Source organism: Gabonia massiliensis (genome assembly GCF_001403595.1).
Taxonomy (GTDB): domain Bacteria; phylum Bacteroidota; class Bacteroidia; order Bacteroidales; family Coprobacteraceae; genus Coprobacter; species Coprobacter secundus.
This window is the reverse complement of the sequence record NZ_LN877939.1, coordinates 632,395-658,808: the sequence shown is the minus strand read 5'-3', so window position 1 is coordinate 658,808 and position 26,414 is coordinate 632,395. Positions and strand designations below refer to the sequence as shown.

The 26,414-nt window shown below is 35.0% G+C and carries 16 protein-coding genes; 8 read left to right on the top strand and 8 right to left on the bottom strand.

The features are described 5' to 3' along the window. Positions 1 to 19 precede the first annotated feature (19 nt). The 5 genes from BN2628_RS07420 to BN2628_RS07395 all read right to left on the bottom strand — a co-directional run bounded on the left by BN2628_RS07420 (position 20) and on the right by BN2628_RS07395 (position 6,824). On the bottom strand, positions 20 to 1,348 hold the full coding sequence (locus tag BN2628_RS07420; protein ID WP_055096661.1) for an SLC45 family MFS transporter: 1,329 nt from the start codon (positions 1,346 to 1,348) through the stop codon (positions 20 to 22). Between the two features lie 70 nt (positions 1,349 to 1,418). Next, a complete protein-coding gene (locus BN2628_RS07415; protein WP_055096659.1) occupies positions 1,419 to 2,624 on the bottom strand; it encodes an L-serine ammonia-lyase in 1,206 nt (401 codons plus the stop codon). Between the two features lie 140 nt (positions 2,625 to 2,764). Further along, complete coding sequence (locus BN2628_RS07405) at positions 2,765 to 4,261, bottom strand: UxaA family hydrolase (RefSeq protein WP_021931175.1); 1,497 nt, start codon at positions 4,259 to 4,261, stop codon at positions 2,765 to 2,767. Between the two features lies 1 nt (position 4,262). Beyond that, positions 4,263 to 5,699 carry a tagaturonate reductase gene (locus BN2628_RS07400; protein ID WP_055096656.1) on the bottom strand — a complete coding sequence of 479 codons (1,437 nt, stop codon included), beginning with the start codon at positions 5,697 to 5,699 and terminating at the stop codon, positions 4,263 to 4,265. Positions 5,700 to 5,750: 51 nt separating this feature from the next. Continuing rightward, positions 5,751 to 6,824: a LacI family DNA-binding transcriptional regulator gene (locus tag BN2628_RS07395; RefSeq protein ID WP_055096654.1), complete on the bottom strand. Its 1,074-nt coding sequence runs from the start codon at positions 6,822 to 6,824 to the stop codon at positions 5,751 to 5,753. A gap of 182 nt (positions 6,825 to 7,006) precedes the next feature. On the opposite strand from BN2628_RS07395, the gene uxaC reads away from it, so the two are divergent. Then, positions 7,007 to 8,413, top strand: coding sequence for a glucuronate isomerase (gene uxaC, locus BN2628_RS07390; protein ID WP_044227936.1), 1,407 nt, complete (start codon positions 7,007 to 7,009; stop codon positions 8,411 to 8,413). A 254-nt stretch (positions 8,414 to 8,667) separates the two neighbouring features. On the opposite strand, the gene BN2628_RS07385 is transcribed toward uxaC, so the two are convergent. Then, positions 8,668 to 9,549, bottom strand: coding sequence for a hypothetical protein (locus BN2628_RS07385; protein WP_044227939.1), 882 nt, complete (start codon positions 9,547 to 9,549; stop codon positions 8,668 to 8,670). Positions 9,550 to 9,732: 183 nt separating this feature from the next. Between BN2628_RS07385 and BN2628_RS07380 the strand changes: the two genes are divergently transcribed. Genes BN2628_RS07380 through phnW form a run of 3 tightly spaced genes read left to right on the top strand, consistent with a single transcriptional unit; the run spans position 9,733 to position 13,028 of the window. Beyond that, a complete protein-coding gene (locus BN2628_RS07380) occupies positions 9,733 to 11,088 on the top strand; it encodes a DUF5690 family protein (RefSeq protein ID WP_055096652.1) in 1,356 nt (451 codons plus the stop codon). Between the two features lie 34 nt (positions 11,089 to 11,122). After that, entirely contained in the window at positions 11,123 to 11,914 is a 792-nt protein-coding gene (gene phnX / locus BN2628_RS07375; RefSeq protein WP_055096651.1) for a phosphonoacetaldehyde hydrolase, read from the top strand. 25 nt (positions 11,915 to 11,939) lie between these two features. Beyond that, a complete protein-coding gene (gene phnW, locus BN2628_RS07370) occupies positions 11,940 to 13,028 on the top strand; it encodes a 2-aminoethylphosphonate--pyruvate transaminase (protein WP_055096649.1) in 1,089 nt (362 codons plus the stop codon). Between the two features lie 81 nt (positions 13,029 to 13,109). Here the strand turns inward: phnW and BN2628_RS07365 are convergent, their stop codons facing one another. Further along, positions 13,110 to 13,730 carry a SagB/ThcOx family dehydrogenase gene (locus BN2628_RS07365; RefSeq protein ID WP_055096647.1) on the bottom strand — a complete coding sequence of 207 codons (621 nt, stop codon included), beginning with the start codon at positions 13,728 to 13,730 and terminating at the stop codon, positions 13,110 to 13,112. 112 nt (positions 13,731 to 13,842) lie between these two features. Next, the gene (locus tag BN2628_RS07360; protein ID WP_055096645.1) at positions 13,843 to 15,714 is read right to left on the bottom strand and encodes an FAD-dependent oxidoreductase; all 1,872 of its coding nucleotides are present in this window, start codon (positions 15,712 to 15,714) and stop codon (positions 13,843 to 13,845) included. Positions 15,715 to 16,077: 363 nt separating this feature from the next. On the opposite strand from BN2628_RS07360, the gene BN2628_RS07355 reads away from it, so the two are divergent. From BN2628_RS07355 to BN2628_RS07340, 4 genes are all read left to right on the top strand, one after another. Then, complete coding sequence (locus BN2628_RS07355; protein ID WP_074024054.1) at positions 16,078 to 20,115, top strand: hybrid sensor histidine kinase/response regulator transcription factor; 4,038 nt, start codon at positions 16,078 to 16,080, stop codon at positions 20,113 to 20,115. 408 nt (positions 20,116 to 20,523) lie between these two features. Further along, the gene (locus BN2628_RS07350) at positions 20,524 to 23,715 is read left to right on the top strand and encodes a SusC/RagA family TonB-linked outer membrane protein (RefSeq protein WP_044227949.1); all 3,192 of its coding nucleotides are present in this window, start codon (positions 20,524 to 20,526) and stop codon (positions 23,713 to 23,715) included. 12 nt (positions 23,716 to 23,727) lie between these two features. Then, entirely contained in the window at positions 23,728 to 25,350 is a 1,623-nt protein-coding gene (locus BN2628_RS07345; RefSeq protein ID WP_052431490.1) for a RagB/SusD family nutrient uptake outer membrane protein, read from the top strand. Positions 25,351 to 25,416: 66 nt separating this feature from the next. Then, positions 25,417 to 26,409 carry a formylglycine-generating enzyme family protein gene (locus BN2628_RS07340; protein ID WP_257606424.1) on the top strand — a complete coding sequence of 331 codons (993 nt, stop codon included), beginning with the start codon at positions 25,417 to 25,419 and terminating at the stop codon, positions 26,407 to 26,409. Positions 26,410 to 26,414 lie beyond the last annotated feature (5 nt).

Genomic DNA, 26,414 nt, shown 5'->3' with positions numbered 1-26,414 from the left:
TATTCATTGTTATCTATGTTTATGATTGAAGTTTATTAGAAGGTAACTCGGCATACGTTTCTTTGATGAAAGATACGCATATGGCTCCTATGAGTAAAAATATTCCTGCTAAAACTAACATGTTTATCTGTAGACCTCCTAACATGTGGAGAATGCTTCCTCCACCAAGTGCGGCTATGATTTGCGGGATACATATTGTACCATTGAATAACCCAAGATAAGTTCCCATATTTTTCCCTGATATGGAATTGGTAAGTATAGTAAATGGCATTGCTAACATAGCAGCCCATGCAAATCCTATTAAAAAGAATGGTAAAAATAAAAGATGTTGCTCGTGTACAAAAAGCGTAGATATGAAACCTATTCCACCCAAAGCCAGACTTAAAGAGTAAGCTATTTTCCTGGATTTGAACAATGGTAGTATGATAGCCCAACAAACGGAACCGATAGCTTGTATTGCAAATACGACTCCGACCCAGTTGCCAGCTTCTTGATATGCGGCTGAAGAAGTATCAATGACTCCCCATACATTTGCAGCTATGGCTCCATTGGTGTAAGTCCACATGTACATGAATGCTGCCCATGAGAAAAACTGGACTAATCCTATTGTCCAAAATACTTTTGGGGCGTTTTTCAAAAGTGATATAAAATCACTTTTTTCTTTTTTTTGTGTGGTTGAGATTCTGTGAAATTCTTCGAATTTTTTAGGAGGCATTTCTTTTACCTTTATACTTGTATAAAGAGAACATAATATAAGAATAGCTGCTCCGATATAAAATGAATAAATGACTGAGTCTGGAATGAGACCTTTTTCTGCTGTATTATTGATGCCGATGAAAGTGAAAATAAAAGGGAAAAGATATCCGACTAGACTTCCGGCATTGGAAAGAAAACTCTGAATAGAATAGGCCAGGCCTTTTTGCTTTTCATTGACCATATCCCCTACTAACATTTTGAAGGGTTGCATTGCCATATTAATTGAAGTATCGAGAAACATCAGTGCAACAAGGCTGAAAAACATAACATTTATGATATGGGCAAAGTGTCCGGCGTTAGGTAATAAACACATTACCAATACAGCGATTGCAGATCCGATAAAGAGATAAGGAATGCGTCGTCCCCAGCGGGTCCACGTTCGGTCACTAGTATATCCTACGATAGGTTGTACTATGATTCCTGCTAAAGGGGGTAATATCCAAAAGTAACTTAATTCATGAGGATCTGCTCCTAAAGTTGCAAATATTCTACTGATATTTGCACTTTGCAGGGCATATGCAATTTGTACTCCAAAAAATCCGAAACTGATGTTCCAAAGTGCCCAAAAACTTAAATCGGGTTTTGTTTTCATTTGTATATTTTTTTAAGATAACTATACAATCTGATAAACAATCGGTCCGTTTAAAAGTTCTGTTTGATTACTACATCTGTTGATAATCTTTGGCTAGCCCTCCTTCTCCAGTTTCTTTGTAAAGAGAAGGCAGATCGTGTCCTGTCTGTTTCATGACGTCTACAACCTTATCAAAGGAAACTCGATGTATTCCATCGCTAAAAGATGCGTAAATATTTGCGTCTAAAGCCCGAGCTGCAGCATAAGCATTTCGTTCTATACAAGGAATTTGTACCATACCGCATACTGGGTCACAAGTCATACCTAAGTGATGTTCCAGACCCATTTCTGCTGCGTACTCTATTTGAGCTGGGCTGCCTCCGAATAGTTGGTTAGCGGCAGCGGAAGCCATGGCACAAGCAACGCCGACCTCTCCTTGACAACCGACTTCTGCCCCGGAAATAGATGCATTTGTTTTTACAATATTACCGATTAGTCCTGCAGTAGCAAGAGCCCTGAATATGCGTATGTCACTAAATGATCTACTTTCTTGTAAATGATATAAAACTGCTGGCAGTACTCCACATGAACCACAGGTCGGAGCTGTTACTATTTTTCCTCCGGATGCATTTTCTTCACTAGCTGCCAGTGCATATGCGAAGACTAATCCCCGGGATTGTAAAGGTTGTTTATATCCAGATGCTCTTATAAAATAGGTTGAGGCTTTTCTTCTTAAATGTAGTGGTCCAGGTAATACTCCTTCTTCATCAAGGCCTCTTTTTATACTTTCTTTCATAGCTTTCCATATTTCGGATAGATAATCCCAAATATCTGATTCTTCACAATCTTTTACATATTCCCAGTAATTCTTACCATTGATTTCACACCAATTGAGGATTTCATTCATATGGTGCATGTTGTAAATTGGATTTGAACTCTCCATAGGTTTGTTTTCTTCAGCTAATGCCCCACCACCTATACTATAAACAGTCCATTTATCAATAATATTTTTATGAGAATCTAAGGCTTTGAATACCATTCCATTAGGGTGGAAAGGAAGGAAAATCTTAGGTTGCCACTCAATTTCAACTTCTCCTGCAGTTTGTAAAACGTTAAGTATGGCTACATCTGTCATATGACCTTTTCCTGTTGCAGCTAGACTTCCAAATAAGGTGACATGAAAAGATTTGCAATCTGGATGTTTTTTAAGAAAAAGTTCTGCCGCTTTTTGTGGTCCCATGGTATGACTACTGGAAGGACCGTTGCCTATTTTATATATTTCTTTTATAGAATACATCATAAGGATAATGTTTATTATTGGCAAAAATACGTATTTCATTTTCAGATAAGAGAATAAAATAATAATTTTTGTCTGTATAAATAAAAATACCAGAGTAAATAAATGATACTCTAGTATTTTTATTTTTTGAGATTATTTTATAAAGTGACACCTGTTTTGAATATGGCTATCTCTCGATAATTTTTCTTTTCATTCTGGGTATATTTTCCACTGGCTATTTCGATAATGAAATTAATAAATCGATTGGCAAGAGATTCCATATTTTCGTTTTCGAGTAGGGTACCTGCATCGAAGTCTATCCAACCGGGCTTATGTTTGTAAAGAGGTGTATTTGTTGATATCTTTACTGTTGGGACGAATGTTCCAAAAGGTGTACCTCGTCCTGTCGTGAATAGTACCATTTGGCAACCACTGGCTGCGAGGGCAGTGGCTGCAACAAGATCGTTGCCTGGTGCACTTAGTAGATTTAGCCCATGAGTTTGTATTTTTTCCCCATATCTTAAGACATCTCTTACGGGAGATTTGCCACATTTCTGAGTACAGCCAAGAGATTTTTCTTCAAGTGTGGAAATTCCTCCGGCTTTATTCCCGGGAGAAGGGTTTTCGTATACAGGTTGATGATTGTCTATAAAATATTTTTTGAAATTATTGATAAGCTGTACTGTTTTGTTGAAAATTTCGCGATTTTCGCAACGATTCATTAAAATGGTTTCGGCTCCAAACATTTCCGGGACTTCTGTTAATACAGCTGTGCCTCCTTGTGAGATAAGAAAGTCTGAGAATACCCCCAATAAAGGATTGGCTGTAATGCCGGAAAAGCCATCTGAACCACCACATTTAAGGCCTATACGGAGTTTATTTATAGGCATTTCGATACGCCTATCTTTTGAGGCTATTTTATATAGCTCTCTTAGGAGTTTCATTCCTTCCTCAAATTCATCGTCGACCTTCTGACATTCCATGAAACGTACCCGTTCTGTATCGTATTCACCAAGAAATTCTTTAAATGAGTTTAGTTGATTATTTTCGCAACCGAGTCCGACGAGCAGAACTCCTCCAGCGTTCGGGTGTAATACCATATCTCGTAAAATTTTACGAGTATTTTCATGGTCGTCACCTAATTGGGAGCAACCGTAGTTATGAGTATAAGCGACAATAGAATCAATATGAGAATCTTTTGCTTCTTGTCGCAAAGATTGTGCTAATTGATTGACAATACCGTTTACGCATCCTACTGTAGGTATAATCCAAATTTCATTACGTATTCCTGCCTCCCCATTTTTGCGTCTATAACCTTTGAAAGTAAGGCTCTTGTTCTGAATATCAATATGAGTCAGAGCTGGAGTGTATTCGTAATTGAGAATACCTTTGAGATTTGTCCTTATATTTTTCTCATTTATCCAAGACCCTTGAGATATAGGTGTTATGGTATGACCTATTGGATATCCGTATTTAATGATATTTTCATCTACGTTAAAATCTTTTAGGGCAATTTTATGGCCTGCAGGAATATCTTCTTGTATGGTTATTATATTTTTATTGTTTACTGTAATATTTTCTCCTTTTTTTAAAGGATGAATGGCTACAGCCACATTGTCATCTGGATTGATTTTTATGAAATTAACGGTAGACATATTATAGAATTGATTTGACGGTTTCTTCCATTCCTTTGTCTTGAATCATTTGTAAGTAGCCACATAATTTTTTAGATAATCCGGGTATGAGATTTAAATCTTCTTCCCAGATAAATGTAGCACCAAGGACTCCTTTAGCGAGATTTTCCATATTATTTTCAGCCCATAATTTTGAAAGCAATTCAATGATTGCTGGGTCATCATTAGGTATTATTTCGTCATTTCCTCTTTTTCCTCCTTTATAATAGACAATAATGCCTGCTAATCCAAGTACTAAGCCTGAAGGCAATTCTCCTTTTCTTTCCAAATATTTTTTAAGTCCCGGTAGGTCTCTGGTTTTAAATTTAGGAAAAGAATTGAGCATAATACTTGTGACGAAATGTTTTACAAATGGATTCCGAAAACGTTCCATTACTGCATCTGCAAATTGTATTAGTTCTTCTTGAGGCAGGTCGAGAGTCTGGAGTAGTTCGTCATACATTACTTTTTTTACATATCTGCCGATGACTGGTGATTCGCAACATTCTTTTACTGTATTTAAGCCGGAAAGATATCCGATTGGAGATAAAACAGTGTGAGGTCCGTTCAGAAGAGTTACTTTACGATCATGATACGGTTTCTCGCTGGGTACAAATAATACATTTAGTCCAGCTTTATCTGCCGGGAACTCTTTAGATACAGATTGAGGTGCTTCGATAACCCATAAATGGAAGATTTCTCCTTTTACGACTAATTTGTCTTCTAATTGTATATGTTCTAATATTTCGTTTATCGAGTCTTTGGGATAGCCGGGGACAATGCGGTCTACTAAAGTACAATATATGCTACATGCTGTATCGAACCATTTTTTGAATTCGTGTCCGAGATTCCAAAGTTCGATATATTGTTCGATACATTTTTTAAGTTCATGACCATTGTTAAAAATGAGCTCACAAGGAAAAATAATGAAGCCCTTATCTGGAGCTCCGTTGAAGGTCTTGAAACGATGATACAATAGTTGTGTTAATTTTCCTGGATATGATTTGGCCGGAATATCTTCCAACTTACATTGTGGATCAAAAGTTATTCCTGCTTCTGTTGTATTTGAAATAATAAATCGTGTTTCAGGATTTTCAGCGAGCTTGATATATTCGTTGTATTGAGTATAAGGGTTTATGCCTCGGCTGATTACATCAATAAGTTGTATATTGTCAACAGCTTTCCCATTTTCCAACCCCTGAAGGTTGACGTGATATAATCCGTCTTGTTCATTTAATACATTTATCATACCTTTTTCGAGTGGTTGTACGACAACGACGCTACTATTGAAATTGGCTTTTTGATTCATATTGTAGATAATCCAGTCTACGAATGCTCGTAAAAAATTACCTTCACCGAATTGAATGATACGTTCAGGATATCTGTTTGTTTTAATAGTGTTTCTGTTTAATGTCTTCATTATTTGATATTTTAAAAGATGATTTATTGTAATAATTGATTCTGTATTAGTTTAGATAATGGTAAATTCTTGATAAAAATCAATATTTTCTTGTGTTAATATATCAATGGGCATAAAGTTTGTTCGTTTTATTTTGTTTTTGAATATTTTGTATTCGCATAAAGCTTTTAATCCTTTGTAGCTTTGTATCTCTGGTCGTTGTGCCAATAGATAGCAAATTTTATTTTTTTTTAATGCTATAACATTCTTTTCTAATAAATCGTATCCGATGAGTTTGATATCATCTATATAATTTGTGGTTAAATAATCCGCAATCAGATAAGCTCTGGAGTTAAATGTTACCCCTTTCTTTATTTGAGGATAATGATTGAAAAAGTCTTTTAAAATTTTATCGTTTTTATCCGTGTCGTGAGCATATATTTTTACCGAATGAATGACAGTATCAGGATAATAGTCAGATATATATTTTTTAAATCCGTTTATCCGTAGTTCTGTTTGATTTGACTCGGAGTTTCCGGTGCGATATGCTTGAAAAATAGCTATGTCGGAATTATTTTTTTCGTCTTTTAATAAAAGTTTTGCTGCGAGATATCCACTTTTGAACGAATGCATGCCAAAATAGCTCAATGCATTGAGTTCAGAAATATCTGAATCGATAAATACAAATGGAATATTTTTGATTCTTAATTCTTTTGTGAGGATTATCGTTTGTTCTTTAAAAACAGGAGCTAATAATACTCCATCAGGAGATTGTATCAGAATAGTATTTATAGATTGAATGAAAGATGTCTCATTGTATTGGTCGAAGAAGATTTGTTGGACGTTAATATTTAGATCTAAAAGTTCTTTAGCAGCATTGTCTACTCCTATTTTTATATCATACCAGTATTCTCCTTTCTTGGCTTCAGGTAGTAGAGTAATGAATGTATATTTTTTTTTTGAAGCTAAGGCTGTAGCATATATGTTGGGTTGGTAATTTAATTCTGTAAGTATCTTTTCTATTTTTTCTCGGCTTTTTTGAGAAACTTCACCACGATTATGTAAAACACGGTCTACTGTACCAGTAGAGACTCCTGCCAGGGCAGCGATATCTTTTATTCGTATTTTATCTGGTAATTTACACATTCTACTTATATATTATTATTCGTGTGTGCACACGATTTAAAAATTGTTACTTAATTTGTGGCAAATATAAAGTAAAATTTTGGTATGACATAAAAAAGTCGTATTTTCGTGCTCGGACACGGAAAAATATTTTTCTGTGTAGATATGAGTAATTGAAATAACATACTTAGAAGGATATCGATATGAAGAATTTTATGGGAAAAGATTTTTTGCTTGAGACCGATATGGCTAAGCAATTATATCATGAGCATGCAGCTAAAATGCCGATTATAGATTATCACTGTCATCTGATACCTAAAATGGTGTCAGATAATCATCAATTTAGAAGTTTGACGGAAATTTGGCTGGGGGGTGATCATTATAAATGGCGTGCGATGAGAACAAATGGAGTGGACGAAAAGTATATTACAGGGAAAGACTCTTCAGATTGGGAAAAATTTGAAAAATGGGCAGAGACTGTTCCTTACACTATGCGCAATCCTTTATATCATTGGACACATCTTGAACTTAAGACAGCTTTTGGCATAGATAAAATATTGAATTCTAAAACAGCTCGAGAAATATATGATGAATGTAATGAAAAGTTGTCTCATCCAGAATATTCAGCCAGAGGTTTGATGCGCCGTTATCGTGTGGAAGTGGTATGTACGACTGATGACCCTATAGACTCATTGGAGTATCATATAAAGACACGTGAAAGTGGTTTTGAGATAAAAATGCTTCCGACTTGGCGTCCTGATAAGGCAATGGCGGTAGAGGTTCCTGCTGATTTTAAGAATTATGTCGAAAAGTTAGCAGAAGTCAGTGGAGTCTGTATATCGTCTTTTGATGATATGATAATGGCACTCCAGAATCGGCATGATTTTTTTGCAGAGCAAGGCTGTAAGTTATCTGATCATGGAATTGAAGAATTTTATGCAGAAGATTATACCGACGCTGAGATTAGAGTTATATTTAATAAAGTGTATGGAGGTAAGGACTTAACATATGAGGAGATTTTAAAGTTTAAGTCGGCCATGTTGGTAATATTCGGAGAAATGGATTACGAAACAGGTTGGACTCAGCAATTTCATTATGGGGCGATTCGTAATAATAATACGAATATGTTTAGATTGTTGGGACCGGACACCGGATTTGATTCAATTGGCGAATTTATGACGGCAAAGGCTATGGCAAAATATTTAGACCGATTGAATTCGAAGGGGAAATTGACAAAAACAATTTTGTACAATCTCAATCCCTGTGCCAATGAGGTAATAGCTACTATGATTGGTAATTTTCAAGATGGTTCTATTCCTGGAAAAATTCAGTTTGGCTCGGGTTGGTGGTTTCTTGATCAGAAAGATGGTATGGAGAAACAAATGAATGCATTGTCTACTTTAGGATTGTTGAGCCGTTTTGTAGGAATGTTGACTGATTCTCGTAGTTTTTTATCTTATCCGCGCCATGAGTATTTTCGTCGCACGTTGTGTAATTTGATAGGACGAGATATTGAAAATGGGGAAATACCGGTTTCTGAAATAGAGCGAGTTAATCAAATGGTGGAGGATATAAGCTATTACAATGCGAAAAATTTTTTCAAATTTTGATGAGAATATTTTATATAGAAATTGAAATGTCCCCCAAAAGTCAGACACAAGACTTTTGGGGATACTTCAATTTACAAATGAGACAGCCTTACTTATAAGGTTGTAAATTGGATTGTAAAATATATTATTTCAGCCCTATTTTTTTACAGAAAAAGAGGGAAATAAGGGGGGGACTTTGGAGAGATTTCATCTTATAGTTTTATACTGATGAAATTCTATTTTGAGACAGCCTTTTTTATTTTCGACGTTATACTTTAGTCATTTAGTATTTTTTTTTCCTTGATGAGGTCATTCTCATTTAGTTGAGGGGAAGGAACAGTACAAGTCTTGATATAATCCCCTTCTTGGCAAGTATAATTATAGTATATTTCTTGTTCTGCAGTTAGTTTATCTTTGGGTATCAATTCACCTTTTAGTTCTAAGAAGTCATCCATACAGGTGCTATCTGATATTTTTACGAATACAATACGTCGAGCGATAGGATTACGGTTATAGTCGAGACATAAATAAAGCCCTTTGAGCATCTGAGGATAGTCAAACATCGGTAATTGTAGATATATTGTGAATAGAGCTAATTGTGGCGTTTCTCTTTCATTGAACATGATATATGCATTTTGATGATTGTTCAGCAATCCTATTCCTCTATGAGTAGAATGGTATGCACTCATATGGGTTACTTGTACATAGTCGTTTCCTTCAGAGGAAGCGATTAGATACGGTTCAGCCTTCAGGCTATCGGTAGATGAGGAAAGGCTGTAACTCATGTAGATTCCGCTATAATTATATATTTCTTGGGCAGAATGTTGCATTTCTTCATTTAACATTTCAATAAATTGATTTTCTTTATTTGAATGGTTGAGGGAAGGTTCCAGTTCGAAGAGGCGAGTTTTCAGCTCTTGAATATTTCCCATTAATTTTTTCTTTGAAACGTTATTCACTTGGGATAATGCATAATCTAGGGCTTCTTCTTTTGGAGTACCCTTACGTACTGTATTGGCAAATGTAGGTAGGACATTGGAGTATAAAGAAGATAGTACACTGGGAGCTAAGTTGGTATAATCAGCTATTTCTTTCATCTTTACTCCACGATTTCTTAAATATTCTATTTGCTTATATATTTCAAATAATTCGTCCATTATATACCCTAATTTATCATTTATTTTACAAAAATCAAGATTCGATGTGATAATATAATTGCATAAATGTTACATTAATGTTACTTTATTTTTACCTTGATTATAAAGATTATAAATAATAAATATTCATTTTTTTGCTAAAATTGGCATTATACTTTTGTCCCAAAATCAAAGAAAGTAATTATGATATTGGGAAATAAATTGTCGTTGGTAACGAAAGAAAAAATTTCAAATATATTATTTGTCTTTTGGGCTGGTGGAGCAGCTTTACTCTCATATGCTTTAGTGTATGCTTTAAGAAAACCTTTTACAGCTGCAACGTTTGAAGGATTAGAGTTTTTTGGACTAGACTATAAAGTTGCAACGAGCATTATCCAAATCTTCGGTTATCTGATTTCGAAATTTATCGGTATAAAGATGATTTCAGAATTGAAAAAAGAGGGACGTTTACGATTTATGATAACATCGGTTGCTGTTGCTGAAATATCATTGGTATTGTTTGGCTGTTTACCTCGTCCTTTTAATGTTTTTGCTCTATTTTTTAATGGGCTTTCTTTGGGATGTATGTGGGGAGTTATTTTTAGTTTTTTAGAGGGACGAAGAGTAACTGACTTGTTGGCTAGCTTAATGGGCTTGAGTATTGCTGTGAGTTCTGGAACAGCAAAGTCTATCGGATTATTTGTTATTGATACATTACATGTTAGTGAATTCTGGATGCCAGCGTTGATTGGAGCTTTTGCATTTCCTTTATTGTCATTATTAGGATATCTTCTTAATCGTATGCCTCAGCCGGATGCGCGGGACAAAGAACTAAGGACAGAGAGGGTTACTTTGGATAGTAAGGGACGTATGGAACTATTTAGAAGTTTTATGCCGCTATTGACTATGCTGTTTTTTGCAAATCTTTTTATCACGGTTCTACAGGATATTAAAGAAGATTTTTTGGTAAAAATATTGGATGTAAATACTCATAATTATTCATCTTGGTTATTTGCCCGTGTCGATGGAATTGTAACGGTGATAATATTAATTATTTTTGGTTCTATGTCTCTGATAAGGAGCAATATTAAAGTTTTGTGTTTACTATTATTTCTTGTAATGGGAGGAGCTGCGACGTTGAGCTTTGTAGCATTTCATTATTATGAATTGCAGCTTAGTCCTTTGACATGGCTTTTTATTCAAAGTTTATGTCTTTATATATCATATCTTAGTTTTCAGACTATATTTTTTGACCGTTTTATAGCATGTTTTAAGATAAGAGGAAATGTGGGCTTTTTTATTGCAACTATTGATTTTATCGGATATACTGGGACAGTTCTTGTATTGGTTGCAAAAGAATTTTTTAATCCTGATATAAATTGGCTCGAATTTTATAATCTGTTATCGGGATATGTTGGAGTTATTTGTTTTATTGTATTTTTGTGTTCGGTTATTTATTTAGTACAACGATATCGGAAGGTGCATAATTTTACGTTGAAATCTCCGGTAGATAAAGTTTTTACTGAACGTTCTTTTAGTATTAAATCGACTACAATTTAAGAAAAATATTATATCATTTTTTAATAAAGGCAATATGAATAAAATTGATTGCATAATTATGGACTGGGCCGGCTCTGCCGTAGACTATGGATGTTTTGCTCCGGTAGCGGCTTTTTTAAAAGCTTTTGATGAAATAGGTATAGAGATAACGATGGAACAGGCCCGTCGTCCTATGGGAATGGCAAAGATAGACCATATTCGTGAATTGTTTAAGATGCATGAGGTAACAACAGCGTTTGAAAAGAAATATAATCGGGGATGGAATGAAGAGGATGTTATAGCAATGAATGAAAAATTTGAACAGTATCTTTTTTCTTCATTGAGAGAATATACCGATCCTATACCTGGAGTTATTGAGATATTGTCGGATTTGAGAAAAAGTGGCATAAAGATAGGGTCTACGACAGGGTATACACGTGCCATGATGGATGTAGTGTTACCAGAAGCCCAAAAGAAAGGGTATAGTGTCGATAATTGCGTGACACCGGATGGTTTACCTGCAGGCCGTCCATATCCTTATATGATATATAAAAATATGATAGATCTTTCTGTGCCATCAGTAAAAAATATAATCAAATATGGAGATACGATTGCCGATATAAAGGAAGGTGTTAGTGCTGGGGTATGGACAGTCGGGGTCATATTGGGAAGTAATGAAATGGGATTGACATTAGCAGAAACTAAAGAGTTGGATTCTGATGTTTTGAATGAGAGAAAAGCTGAAGTTCGACGTCGTATGCTTTATGCAGGGGCTCATTATGTTGTGGATACGATTGAGGAATTACCGGAAATTGTAGAGATTATAAATCATAAAATGGAATTTTGAATAATTAATTATAGATAAACGAACAATGAAACCTTATATTTTATTGACTCCTGGACCGTTAACTACCTCTGATACTGTAAAACAAGTAATGATGGCCGATTGGTGTACATGGGACGAGGATTACAATTTGCATATAGTAGAAGAAATACGGCATAATTTGGTTGCTTTGGCGACGAAGAAACCTGAATTGTATACAGCAATTTTATTGCAGGGAAGTGGCACTTATTGTGTTGAGGCTGTTTTAGGAAGTGCTATTGCTCCACAAAATCGATTACTTATTCTAAGTAATGGTGCTTATGGTGATCGTATGGGAACGATTGCAGAATATCATAAGTTGAATTATGACATTATTGAGTTTGATGAAATATCTCAGGTTTCGGAGATAACTCTTGAAGAGCACTTATTAAAAAATCCTGATATAACTCATGTTGCTGTTGTCCATTGTGAAACTACTACTGGGGTTCTAAACCCGTTAAGAAAGATTTCCCGAGTAGTCAGAAAACATGGACGGAAATTCATTGTAGATGCTATGAGTAGTTTTGGTGGAGTTCCTATGGATGTTGAAGAATTAGGGATCGATTTTATGATTAGTAGTGCTAATAAATGTATTCAAGGTGTACCTGGATTTGGTTTTATTATAGCAAGAAAGTCAGAATTGTTGAGATGTAAGGGCATTTCTCCATCTCTTTCTCTTGATATTTATGCTCAATGGGAAACAATGGAAAAAGGTCATGGGAAATGGCGATTTACCTCTCCAACTCATGTTGTACGGGCGTTTAAGCAGGCTATGCAGGAATTGGTTGACGAAGGAGGTGTAGAGGCTCGAAATAAACGATATGTTGAAAATCACCGGATATTAGTTGAGGGCATGCGTTCGTTAGGTTTTGAGACTTTGTTACCCGATGATATCCAGTCTCCAATAATTACATCTTTTTTGTATCCGAAAAAGGATTTTGATTTTAAATCGTTTTATACTCAGTTGAAGGAAAAAGGTTTTGTTATTTATCCGGGAAAAATTTCTCAAGCCGATACTTTTCGTATTGGAAATATTGGAGATGTATACCCTAAGGATTTTGATAGGCTTATTGATGCTATTCGTCAAACAAAGTATTGATTCCCTGGGATTTGATAAAAAGAGGATGCGTCATCATTTCGACGTATCCTCTTTTTATTTCTATATACTAAGTCTGTTTGTTTATTGAACAAAATATCCGACGGGATGACATAGCATTATAGCCTGTTGTCCGGTGAGTTTGAGAGCTTTGTAAAGTGTGTCTTTGTCCATACTGCCTCGAGGGTATGTTGCAAGTCCTGTCCCTGAACAGAAAAGAGATATATTTTGGGATACAATGCCGGCGTCGATAGCTCCCCACTCTTTGTTTGTATCACTGACCAATATAAGGCATACAGGAGCTGCGGCAGGTCTGCTGTCTCCAGAAGAAATTGGGACAAGAGTATGTTTTTGATGGTTGTATAAGTAAGAACCTTTAGCTGTACATACATATACTTTTATGTCTTGATGATTCATAGCAGATGGTGCAGTTCTTTTATCGGATTCAGGACGATTTATACCGTTTGCTGCCCATAATAGATCAGATATATCTTGTAGAGAAAGTTCTTTTGAAGAAAATTGCCTGGTGGACTGTCTTTTTTCTAAAGCTTGCATAATAGGTATTCCTCGTTTTAAGTTGGGTTTATTTAATATTATGTCTTGTAGTTCATTATTTTTACTTTCAAAAATTTTTTCTGTTTTGGTATTTGCGTATAACATAATACTGATTCCTAATGAAAATAATATCAGAATAATTTTTCTCATAAAAGTAAAATTTGAATAGATACTTGAATATTGTTAAATTTATCTTTGATTTTATATTGCAAATGTAGAAATAAGCATTTTTTATTATCAATAATAGGCGAATATTTTTATATTATCTATTGGGAAAAGGTTGTGGAGTAGATAAAGTCCCTCCTAAATTAAATACCTGATTGTTGGGCAATTCTTTATTTCCTACACCTTGAGTCATAAGAGCTTTTAAAGCATTGAGATGATAAAAGTAGATTTGTCGGGGAAATGTATTGTATTTTTTACAGAGGGAGGCTGCCATGCCAACGACTTCTCCCATCATTCCGGTAGTACGCATTACTCGTGTTGTACCGAGAGCTACATGAGTTACACTTATGTTACGCCCCGCCATAAATAGATTATCGATATTACGAGAATAGAGACAACGGTAAGGAATAGGGTAAGGATAGATATTTATATGTTTTGTTTCAGCTTTGAACTCATTTCCAGGGAAGTGTTTAGAATTTTTCGGATCGGGAAAATGTAGGTCTATTGACCAAGTTGTAGTAGCCGAACCATCTTCGTGAAATACATTTTTTTCAATATCATCCTGTTTTAATATATAGTCACCTAATAATCGACGTGATTCTCGTTTGCCGGCGATATAAGCAACCCAGTCTAATTTTCTCTTTTTGTATTCACTATTATCTTTTAAATCATTTTTGAGATAACTCCAATTGGAATATACGACTAATAGCCCATAATCACGTATGCGCTCGAAATCTTTTATTTGGTCTTTGTTCATCCCAGTTTCCCAAGTCCATTCGCCCATGGTAACTTTTTCGCAGTTTTCATCATTAAAATTTATTCCGTAATGGAAGTGTGGAAATTTGGATGTTTTTTCTTCTTTTTTCGAATACCATTGTACGGAAGCTCCCATAGTCATTTTATCTGCTTTGGCAGGAGCTATGTCTTCACCGAATTCGTCACGACCTTCACGTCCCATGAGGTAATCGGCACCAGCAAGATAACCAATGGTCCCATCTCCTGTACAATCGGAGAATATAGGTGCAGACAATTCTATTTCTTGACTGTTTTCTATATGTTTGGCCGTAATGGATTTTATCTTTTTCCCATCCATTTTGACAGAAATGGCCCTATAATTGGGGAAAAATGTAATGTTTTTTTCTTTTTTGACAATTTCTTCCTTTTTAGAATCTTCATAAAACTCTGCGGGCTGAGCATTTCCTCCACGGCTGTGTCCGAATTCTTTTTGTAGACTACCTAATGCTTTATAAGGTCCAACTTCTATACGTCCACCCAGATGAACACGTACTTCTGAGCTGTTATTGCCACCTAATATTGGTCGGTCGTTTACAAGGGCGACTTTGCATCCCAGCCGGGCTGCAGATACTGCTGCTGAAATACCAGCGATACCACCGCCGATAACTACAAAATCGAAAGAACCAGCACTTTGTGGTTTTGAAGGTATTTTTAGAGCATTGTTTCTAAATTCCTGCAAAGCCTTATCGCTAACGGGTAACAGTATATCTTTATTGGTTGTAAAATAAATTGCATCACATCGTCCATCGAAACCACTTAAATCCCGTAACCCTATTTTTACTTGTGTATTTTTTATATTTATTTTTCCAGCTTCTTGCCACATCCAAGAATTGCCAGTAGTTCCTAATTCTGTTTTTACAGGTTGTCCGTCAATAGTTAATGTAAACTTTCCGGGTCCGTCTCCTGTGTACCATGGACTCGTCCAGTTATATGTTCGTACGTAGATGTAGTATGTTCCTGTTTGAGGAAAGTTTACGGTAGTAGTAGCATCATCTACAGGAGTTCCAAGACCATGAGCTATTAGGTAGGAAGAGCCCATTAGGTCCATGAATTGTTGGTCGATAGACCATCCACCTTTTTTCTCGAAACTTTCGGCTTCGAGAAATAATTCGGCTGATTGTATCTGGAGGTAATAACTTAAGAATAGGACGATAAGTGATAGTAAATGTTTCATGATATGAGCTAAACCTTTATATGATAATTTGTTCTATAAAGGCAAATATACAATTTTTTAAGGTAAGTGATTGAAAATTTGTTGTAAATTCTATGATAGAAGTAGAAGAGAAGGAGGATCGGTATATTTAAATAAATTGTTTATATATAATATTTTAAATATAAAAAATGATTTATTTCTTTTGAGTTTTATATTTTTATTATATTTGTTCATAATTAAATATTAATTCATCAAGTTAACTCCAGTATTTTTTATGAATAATTAGCCTAATCATGGATCCTTTATTGGAGTTGAAAAATAACAGAAAAACACGGCTTCTAAGAATATAAGGTTATATAAATTGGGAATAATAAAGTGCTGGATATGAAAAATAGTCTTTTTATATTATTCTTCTTTGTTTGCACAGTTTTACACTCTACATCTTCTTACTATACATATTCGATATCGGATGGTTTATCAAATAGTACTATAAAAGCTATTTACCAAGATAAGATGGGGTATATGTGGTTTGGTACTAAAGATGGGATAAACCGTTTTGATGGAAATGAAATCAGAACATACCGCTCTGATGTACAACAACGTAATGCAGTTTTTAATAATGATATAACATTTATTGCAGGAGATGAAAATGGGTATATGTGGATAGGCTCATTTAATGGGATAGAATTGTTTGATCCCTATACCGAGGAATTTTTGTCCCTTGATACTTATTTCCCAGGGCAAACAATGCCTACAGGAATTGTTTCAGGTATATATGTGGAGTCCAGTAGTAAAGTGTGGATATCTACGAAAAATGGACTGTATTTTTTGGATAAAAATGCAGGAGTAGTAAGTTGTATTTTAGAAAATGTTTATATCAACCGAATGAATAAATGTGCTGAAGGTTTTATTATGGCTGAGGTATTGGGCAAAGGTTTTACATTGATTGATCTTAGAACTCATGAAGTAAGTTATCTTGAAAAAGATGGGGCTAATAAAAGAAATCCTGTCAATGATATTTTTATGGATAGCAAAGGGAGAGTTTGGTTAGGAGCAGATCTTTATAATTTCTTTGTGTATGACCACCATTCTCGACAGATTATACCTGTAAAAATAAAGATACCGTCGGGAATTTATTCGGATAGTGGACAAATTCACACTATTATTGAGTATAATGATACAACATTGGTATTAGGAACAGATAATGGGTTGTTACCTTTTAATACCAATAATATGGTATTTTGTAGTAATTCGGATGGATTTTTAGCAGATCGACTTTTATACCATCGTATAATGAGCGTTTATAAAGATAGAGATGGTGCATTCTGGTTTGGAACTTTTAATAAAGGGTTAAAATATTATAATCCGAACCATTATTTATTTAAGTCATATGATTTGGCTACGGATAAAGGTTTGCCAGTAGGCGTAGTAGGTAATATTGTAGAAAATAATGGTATTATATGGATTGGACATGAACGTGGATTGAGTTTATTAGACATGAAAACGGATAAGACTTCTTATTTTAATATTCAGTCTCATGTGTTACAGAAAAATAAAGATAGTGAACTTTATTATATTTTTAAAGAGAGGTCTGATTTATTCTATTTCTACTTGTTAAATAGAGGAACTTATATTTTTGATTTAGAAAAAAGGAAAGATTGCAAGAGGATTAGTATCCCTCCTACATCTCAGGTCAGAAGCATGGTAAAAGATATGGAGGGTAATATATGGATTGCAGAAGAAAATCTTTCTATTTATGATCCGAAGACAGATGAAATAAAAACTGATTTGATAACCAACGAAAAAGGTTTGACCAAATATATGTTAGCGCAGGAATTGTTGATGAGATATAATGGTAATATTTTAATTGGTAGCCGTACGAATGGAGTATTGGAATATTACTATGATAAGTATATTCCTGGCGGTTATCTTATGGCGCATAAGTTGGATATAGAACCATTGGCCAATAAGAATGTAAATGTTCTGTTTGAAGACCATAAACATAATGTGTGGATAGGAACGTATAGTTCAGGATTGTGTTGTTGTAACATTGAAAAAGGAGAATATGTCCTTTATAATGAAGAGAAGGGCCTGATAAGTAATATGATTTGTGGAGTTTTAGAGGATGAGAGAACGGGACATATATGGGTTTCCACTGTTGCGGGAGTTTCTTCTATTCATCCGGAAACGGGGAAAATTTTAAATTATTCTTATAAGACCGGTTTTCCGTTACAAGAAGTATCTGTTCATTCATTTTTTTTAGCATCTGATGGTAAAATATACGTAGGAGGAATCGACCGTATCGTTTCATTTGATCCTAGTTTTTTTAATGCGATGTCAGATACTCTTTCGGTGCATATAACATCGATAAAGACCTTAAATACGAAAGCTGACCCGAAGACACAACAATATACCAGTACTGCGGCTCTAAAGAATGTTCATTTTTCTTATTCTCAATCATCGATTGTCATTAAATTTTCGACTCAAAATTATATTTATCCGAAAGAAAACAAATATATGTTTAAACTTGAGGGTTTTGATAATAATTGGAATTATACAGACCGGCCTGAGGTAACTTATAGTAATTTGCCTGATGGAGAATATACATTTTTAGTAAAAGCTTGTAATATTGACGGAGGTTGGAGTCCGATAGTTACAGAACTGGATTTTGTTATTCATCCTCCTTTTTGGAGGACTATATGGGCTAAAATATTTTATTTTTTTGTAGCATTTGCCTTATTATTGTTTATAATAAAATATATTATTAATCGTAAGACGTATAAATACAAACAGCAGATTGCCCAAATAGAAAAAGATAATATAGAAAAGTATTATCAGTTAAAACTTGACCTTTTTACTAAATTTTCTCATGAATTACGTACACCGCTTACATTGATAATCAGTCCGGTAGATGATTTGATGAATGATAAATTTTTACCTGAAAGATTGCAGTATATTGTACGTACTATTTATAAAAATTCAAAACGGCTTTTATTATTGGTTAATCAACTTCTTGATTTTAGAAAAATAGAACATGGAGCTATGAAACTTTCGATAAGTAAAGTTCCAGTTGAGAGTTTTATTTGGGAACAAATAGAGAATTTTAGAGAACTTTCTTCGAAGAAACAGATTACTATATATTATGAAAATTTATATAAAGAGGATGATGTTTGGTTTGACATTGAAATGATGGAAAAAGTTATATCAAATTTACTTTCAAATGCTATAAAATATACGGGAGAATGCGGCCAAATTAGTATAAGAAGTTATGAGTTGAATGAATTTTTTTATTTCATGATTAGTGATAATGGTGAAGGTATTTCGGAGGAAGATATTCATCATATTTTTGAGCCGTTTTATCAAGTTCACCAAGGAACGCACGGCGGTATGTTTGGTTCTGGTATAGGATTGAGTTTGGTACAATATATTGTCAAATTGCATGGTGGAAATATTTGGGTAGAAAGTGAAAAAGGGAAAGGTACTACATTTTATATTTCTTTATTTTTAGGTAAAGAACATTATGTGGAAAATAATTCGGAAATTGTCGAAGGAAATTTCAGGGATGTAGCGTCATATTCGATAAAGGAAGAAACATTGTTTGACGAAGAAGAGGTCTTGCCAGACTCATCTTTATCGGATAGGTCCAAATCTTGGGTATTGGTTGTAGAAGATGATGCCGATTTGCGTTTGTATATAAAATCTCAATTGGAAAAGGACTTTTTTATTTTAGAAGCTGTTGATGGAAAGGAAGGATATGCTATAGCTCTTGAACAGCTTCCAAATCTTATTATTAGTGATGTTATGATGCCCAATATGAGTGGTATAGAAATGTGTGATAAAATAAAAGATGATATCCGTACGGCACATATTCCTGTGATATTATTGACAGCCAAAGTAATGAATGAACATATTGAGGAGGGGTATGAGCATAAAGCTGATGATTATATTTTGAAACCTTTTGATGCTCATCTTCTGAATGTTCGTGTTAAGAATATAATTCAAAATAGAGAGAGACTCCGCCAGTTGTTTACTACCCGATTATTAACTCCGGGAGTAAGTGAGGAAGATGAAGTTGTATCACAGGATGATTTGTTTATGCAAAAACTGATGGATCTGGTTGAGAAAAATATCTCTAATCCAGATTTTTCAATTGATGAAATATGCCAGAATTTAGGAATGAGTAGAGCCCAGTTTTTTAGAAAGACAAAAGCTATATCAAATTCTACTCCTAATAAGCTTATTTTACAATTACGAATGAAAATGGCAGTGAAATTATTACTTAAAAATAAATTGTCTATATCAGAAGTTGCTTATAAGGTAGGGTTTTCGGACCCTGCTTATTTCAGTAAAACATTTAAGTCCGTATATAATATTTCTCCAACAGATTTTTTGAAAAATCGTCATGTAGATAAAGGAATATAAAATGTATTTGCATTGATGATATATTATTTGATAATTTTCAATATATATTATAGGAATATTTTGAGCAAAGTATATTGTTTATTATGTATTTGTGGGGATAGTGGAGGGATATTTCATCTTGTTTTTTAGAAAAAGGGATGACAGTTTGTATAATTAATATGTTGATTAATAGCGATATATTTAGTTAGATACTATTTTCCATGATTTTGATACTATTTTCCAATAGGGTTATACGTACTCATTCTATTTTTGTAATAGCAAGGGAAAAAAGAGATTCTATTATTCTTTAGATGAAAAACGTAATTTTTTTAAGTTGATATAATATTTATATAATAATATAGTAAAATTTGAAAGTAGAGCAAGACAAAAAACTTTTCTTTCAGATGTTAACCTTAAGTTTTATCGAAAATGAATTTATCAAAAATTGTAATTAATCTGTTCTTGTTATTTTTCTGTGTTAGTTTAGCTGCCCAGACGAAGCAAAACACAAATGAAAGTAAGCATCAAAAAAAGATCTCGGGTACAGTGGTCGATCAGAATGGGGAATCGGTTATTGGAGCGAGTGTGTTAGTGAAAGGTAGTACGATAGGTACTATTACCGATATAGATGGCAAGTATTCAATTGCAGCATCTTCTGAAGATAAACTGGTGTTTTCTTATGTAGGGTTTGACTCACAAGAGATACCAGTGAAGAAGAACACAATTATTAATGTTACATTAAAAAGTACGACTAAAGACCTGGATGAAGTAGTCGTAATTGGATATGGGTCGGTAAAAAAGTCAAATTTGACTACATCTATATCAAAAATCAGTTCTGAGTCCTTAGAGAGCCGTCCATTGACTACTATTAGTGAGGCTTTTAGCGGACAGCTGGCTGGAGTACAGACTCAAGTTTCCAGTGGTGTTCCTGGTGAAGATTTGCAAATAACGGTACGAGGCGCCAGTTCTTTGAATAGTACGACACCTCCTTTATATGTTATTGATGGGATAATTACAGAGTCTTTAAATGATGTCAATCCGAGTGATATCGAATCTATTCAGGTATTGAAAGATGCAGCGGCAACGTCTATTTATGGTGCGCGTGGTTCTAATGGGGTTGTATTGATAGAGACGAAGATGGCCAAAGGAGGAAAACCTGTGGTTACTTTTGATGCTTATTATGGTCTTCAGAAGGCAGACCGTTTGCCAGAGGTTATGAGCCCTAAAGAATGGTTGGCATACAATATTTATTGTCTGAATGCTAATTATTTGAATGCTAATGGGCTGAATTCGATGATGACTCCTAATAAAAATCGTCCTACCAATTATCAGATTCCAGAATCATGGTTGTTGAACCCGAATTCTGACACTCCAGATTGGCGTCTGAACCCCAATATTAATCAAACGAATTGGATTGACGAAATTTTACGTACAGCACCGGTTCAGAGTTATCAATTGTCTGCGTCGGGCAAAAGTGATATGGGCAGTATATATATGTCAGGTGGTTATATGGAACAAGTCGGCATAGTGAAGAATACTGATTATCATAGAATCAATTTTCGACTGAATGGAACATTGAATATAACGAAAAAGCTTAGGTTGGGAGTGAATTTAGCTCCGTCAGTGGCAAAACAACGACGAGGGGAATCTGAGGGTAAAGATAAAGTGATATTAACAGCTTTACAGTATCCATGCTTAATAGGCATTGATGAAAATACTCGTGATTTTGGGTATAATGCCGATTATCCTAATTATGTAAATCCATATGAAAGATTGATGCAAGTAACCGATAATAAAGGTGATAATCGGTTGAATGCATCTGCATGGTTCCAGTATGATATTATAAAAGGGTTATCGTTTAAGTCGATATATAATAATAACTTAAGGAGTACTGTATATGAATATTTTATTCCAGCCAATGTTGTAGCTCCTAATGCAACTGGAGGACAAGTGTCTTCTGGGAATAGTTATTCTGAGGTGTATAATAACTGGGGATGGCAGAACGTGTTATCTTATGATTTGAATGTTAAGAAACATACTATTAATATTATGTTAGGTCAAAGTCTGGATAATACAAATACTTATAGGGCTACGGTTGCTGCAACAGGGTGGCCATTGGAGAATGTTTATACACTGAATTTGGCGACAACTCCTACAACTGCATCAACAGAGCGTTATACCGTGCGTACGTCATCCTTTTTTGGCCGTGTTTCTTACGATTATGCTGATAAGTATCTGTTTACAGCATCTGTTAGACGTGATGGTTCTTCTCGTTTTGGTGCAAATAACAGGTGGGGGACTTTTCCATCATTTTCTGCCGGTTGGAAAATCAGTGAAGAGAATTTTATGAAAAATCTTGATTTTTTGAATTTATTCAAGATTAGAGCCTCATGGGGACAGGCAGGAAATGATCGTGTAGGCTATTATGATTATCTTTCTACATTCGATGTTTCTAATACTGTTTACGGTGGACAGTCTCAAGCTGCTATGTATCCGGCTAATTATGCTAATGCTGATTTAAAATGGGAGAATACAACTTCTGTCGATTTAGGCTTGGATCTTTCTTTTTTGAAAAACCGAATCCAGTTTAATTTTGATTATTATAGAAATACGACAAAATCATTATTATATGACTTGCAGATACCTTCTACTACTGGATTTACGACTACAAAAACAAATGTTGGAAAAATCAGGAATACAGGTTGGGAGATTGATTTAAATACGACAAATATTTCGACAAAAGATTTTAAATGGAGTAGTACGATAAATCTTTCGGCTAATAGGAATAAGGTGCTCGATTTGGGTGGGAATGATAATATCATAACTCCGGCATGGAATGCTTATTTTATAACACAGGTCGGAGGGCCTATTTCTCAATTCTATTTGTATCGCACAGATGGTTTGTTGACAGAAGATGATTTTGCTGTAGGACCCGATGGAAGTTATGACAGATCGCAACCTTTAGTACCAATTATGGCATCTCAGATTCCGGGTAATCTGAAATTTGTAGATACAAATAAAGATGGACAGATTACGGATGAAGATATGGTTCCATATGGTGATAATATGCCTGATTTGCTTTGGGGATTTACAAATCGTTTTAGTTACAAGGGATTTGAATTAAGTATATTTTTACAAGGACAGTTTGGTGGAGATGTGTATTATTTGGCATCTCGTAATATCAATTTTGGCCGTAGGTTTAATAACTGTTTGGTCGGTTGGCTGAATTCGTATAAACAGACTTACCGAGGAGGAGATCCCATTCCCTATGAGTTGGGGGTTGATATGAGCTGGGATGGAAAGACACCATTGTCTTATGGTTTGGGAGCTAATGGCGTGAATGAAAATACGACAACCGACCAGCGTATTTATGATGCTACATTTTTGAAAATAAAAAATATAACATTATCCTACAATTTACCTAAAAATCTATTGCAAAAGGCCAAAATACGGGCAATGAAATTTTATATCTCTATGGAGAATGTACACACATTTACTCATTATGTGGGAAATCCTGAAGTAAATAGCTATTCGTCATCTAATCCGGTATTGAGGGGTGTAGATTATTCTACTTATCCATTGGCACGAAAATACTCTTTAGGTGTAAATGTAACCTTCTAAAATCTGAAAATAATGAAAAGTATTAAGAAAATTATATTTGTTTTAGTGTGTTGCGGCAGTTTTTGTGCTTGTGAAGATTATTTAGCCGTGACTCCGGAATCGGCATATACCGATGAGTCTTTCTATTTGACAGCGACTGATTTTGAGACGGCAATATCCGGTTGTTATTCTGATTTGAATGAAATTTTTGGTAAAAATGGAACAGGGTATATAAATACTCTTATTGCTCGTTCGGACGAGTGTCGCAATAGTTCTGAGATTGGCCGTTTTATGGAATCATCCAATAGTACCTGGTGGTCGAATCCGTGGAAAAATCTTTGGTCTATGGTGAGCCGATGCAATAAAATTTTGGATAAGATAGATGGAGTAGATTTTTCTGATCAGACACAAAAGGCAAATATCAAAGGGGAAGCTCTTGCTTTGAGAGGATATGCATATTTCCAATTTGCTTGGTGTTGGGGTGGGGTACCCTTAATTACAAAACCTCTCTCTTTGAGTGAAACGCATAAAATTGCTCGTTCATCGCAAGAAGCTACTTATGCACAAGCAGAATCGGATTTTAAGCAGGCTTATGAGCTTCTTCCAGAAGCTTGGCCTTCTACCAAAACTGGACGTGTGACAAGATATGCTGCTGCTGGAATGTTGGGTCGATTATATTTATATCAGTGTATAAGCCAAAGAAGAGCTCAAAAAACGGGAGAGACACCGACACCTGCGATGGCAGAAAAGGCAGCAGAATGGTTAAAATTGGTTATTGATAAAGAGGGTTCTTTATATAAAATGGCAACAGTTTATACTGATTGTTTCGACGGAGCGAAAAATAATAGTGCAGAACGTGTTTGGGAAACGCAATATTTAAGTGGGGCTTCGGCTCAGGCATTAGGATTAAGTACCTATTTCCCTTCAATATTTATTCCCTCTTCTCTGAATTTACGTAGGGGGGATGGAACAAAGATGGGTGGAGTTACATTTACCGGAGGGTCTGGTTCTTTTCGTGCATCGCTTAGTATTGCAGATAGTTCGAAATATGAGCTTATTTCGGGAAATTTAGATGATCCGTTGAGTGTTGTTGTGTTTGATAAGCGTCGGGATGCGACATTGGTCAATGGCCTATATGTAGATAAAAGTACACCGGTTTATGATTATTATTTTGTAAAAAAGTTTTTGATAGATTCGGCTAATTTCCCGTCAGCTATTGATTATTGGGGAACCAATCTTCCGATATTACGATATACGGATGTAAAAATGATGTATGCCGAGGCTTTGAATGAGGTTGATTATGCAGCAAATAAGACAACAATATTTTCGATACTGAACGAGGTAAGGACACGGGGAGGCCTAAAACCGATTAGTGAAGTCGAATTGCCGGATTACAATACAGTGTTTGATTGTATTGTCCATGAACGTTTTGTAGAGTTTGCATTTGAGGGATTACGTTGGCCGGATTTAGTTCGATGGAGACTGGCTGAAGAAAAAATTGCGGAACATTTTGCATTGCAAGATGAAGGTTATGATGAGTCTACAGAGACTCCGATGTACGGAATGAAAAAATATCACCATCTTGCTCCGATACCTTATATCGATATAGTGGCGTACAATAATGAAAATATACTGTGGCAAAATGAAGGTTATTAAAAAAGGTAAAATCTAAAGACTACTTTTTTTAAAGTTATTTTTTGAACTTGTTAACATTCTAAGATTATGATTAAAAGCAAAAATATTTGGAAAATAATGGCTTGTGCCGTGATATTTCTTTCATTTTCATGTAATGATAATGACGATGAAAAATTTCTTGGTCCTACAGAACCAGGTGATGCATATTTTGGAGGAGGGGCAATATCTGAAGGTATACCGTTAGATAAGAGTAATATTGATGTTTCGTTATTGGGTAAAGTTGCTGGAGATCCAGATGTAGAAACTGACCCTGATGCCTATCATGCGCTTATGCAAGAACGTAAAGCTGTCATTGAAAAGGCGATATCAGATATGGTATATGTTGATGGAGGTTCTTTTTATATGGGAGCTACGGCGGAGCAGGGAAATGATACTCATATATATGAGAAGAATGTGCATAAAGTAACTCTTTCCAGTTATTATATCTCCAAATTTGAAGTAACGCAAGAATTATATCTGATTGTTATGGGAGGAACGAATCAGGGTGCTTTTAAAGAAGAGGGAAATTTACAGATTCCTATCGACAATCGTCTCTATGAAGAGATGAATAATTTTATAGCGAAATTAAATGCTGTAACGGGCTTACGATTTGCACTTCCTACAGAAGCTCAATGGGAATTTGCTGCTCGAGGAGGTCGTAAACGTACAGGGTTAATGTATCCTGGTAGTAACGATATTAGTACTGTTGCTTGTTATTGGGATAATAGCTTGTTAGGAGATGGCTCGGTAGATCACTGGCCTAGAAGTGTCGGTTTAGGTTTACCCAATGAGTTGGGATTATATGATATGGCTGGGAATATGCAGGAGGTTTGTTCTGACTGGTATGCCCCATATCCTATTGAAGATCAAGTCAATCCTATGGGGCCATCTGATGACGAGGGTTATACTACGAGGGTGTGTCGGGGAGGATCTTGGTATTCGTTTGCTGATGCATGTCGATCATCAGCTCGTGCTTCTTTTATACCGAGTACTCGTTATAAATATGTCGGTTTTAGGTTGGTACATCCGAAAGTTGATTAGAATAC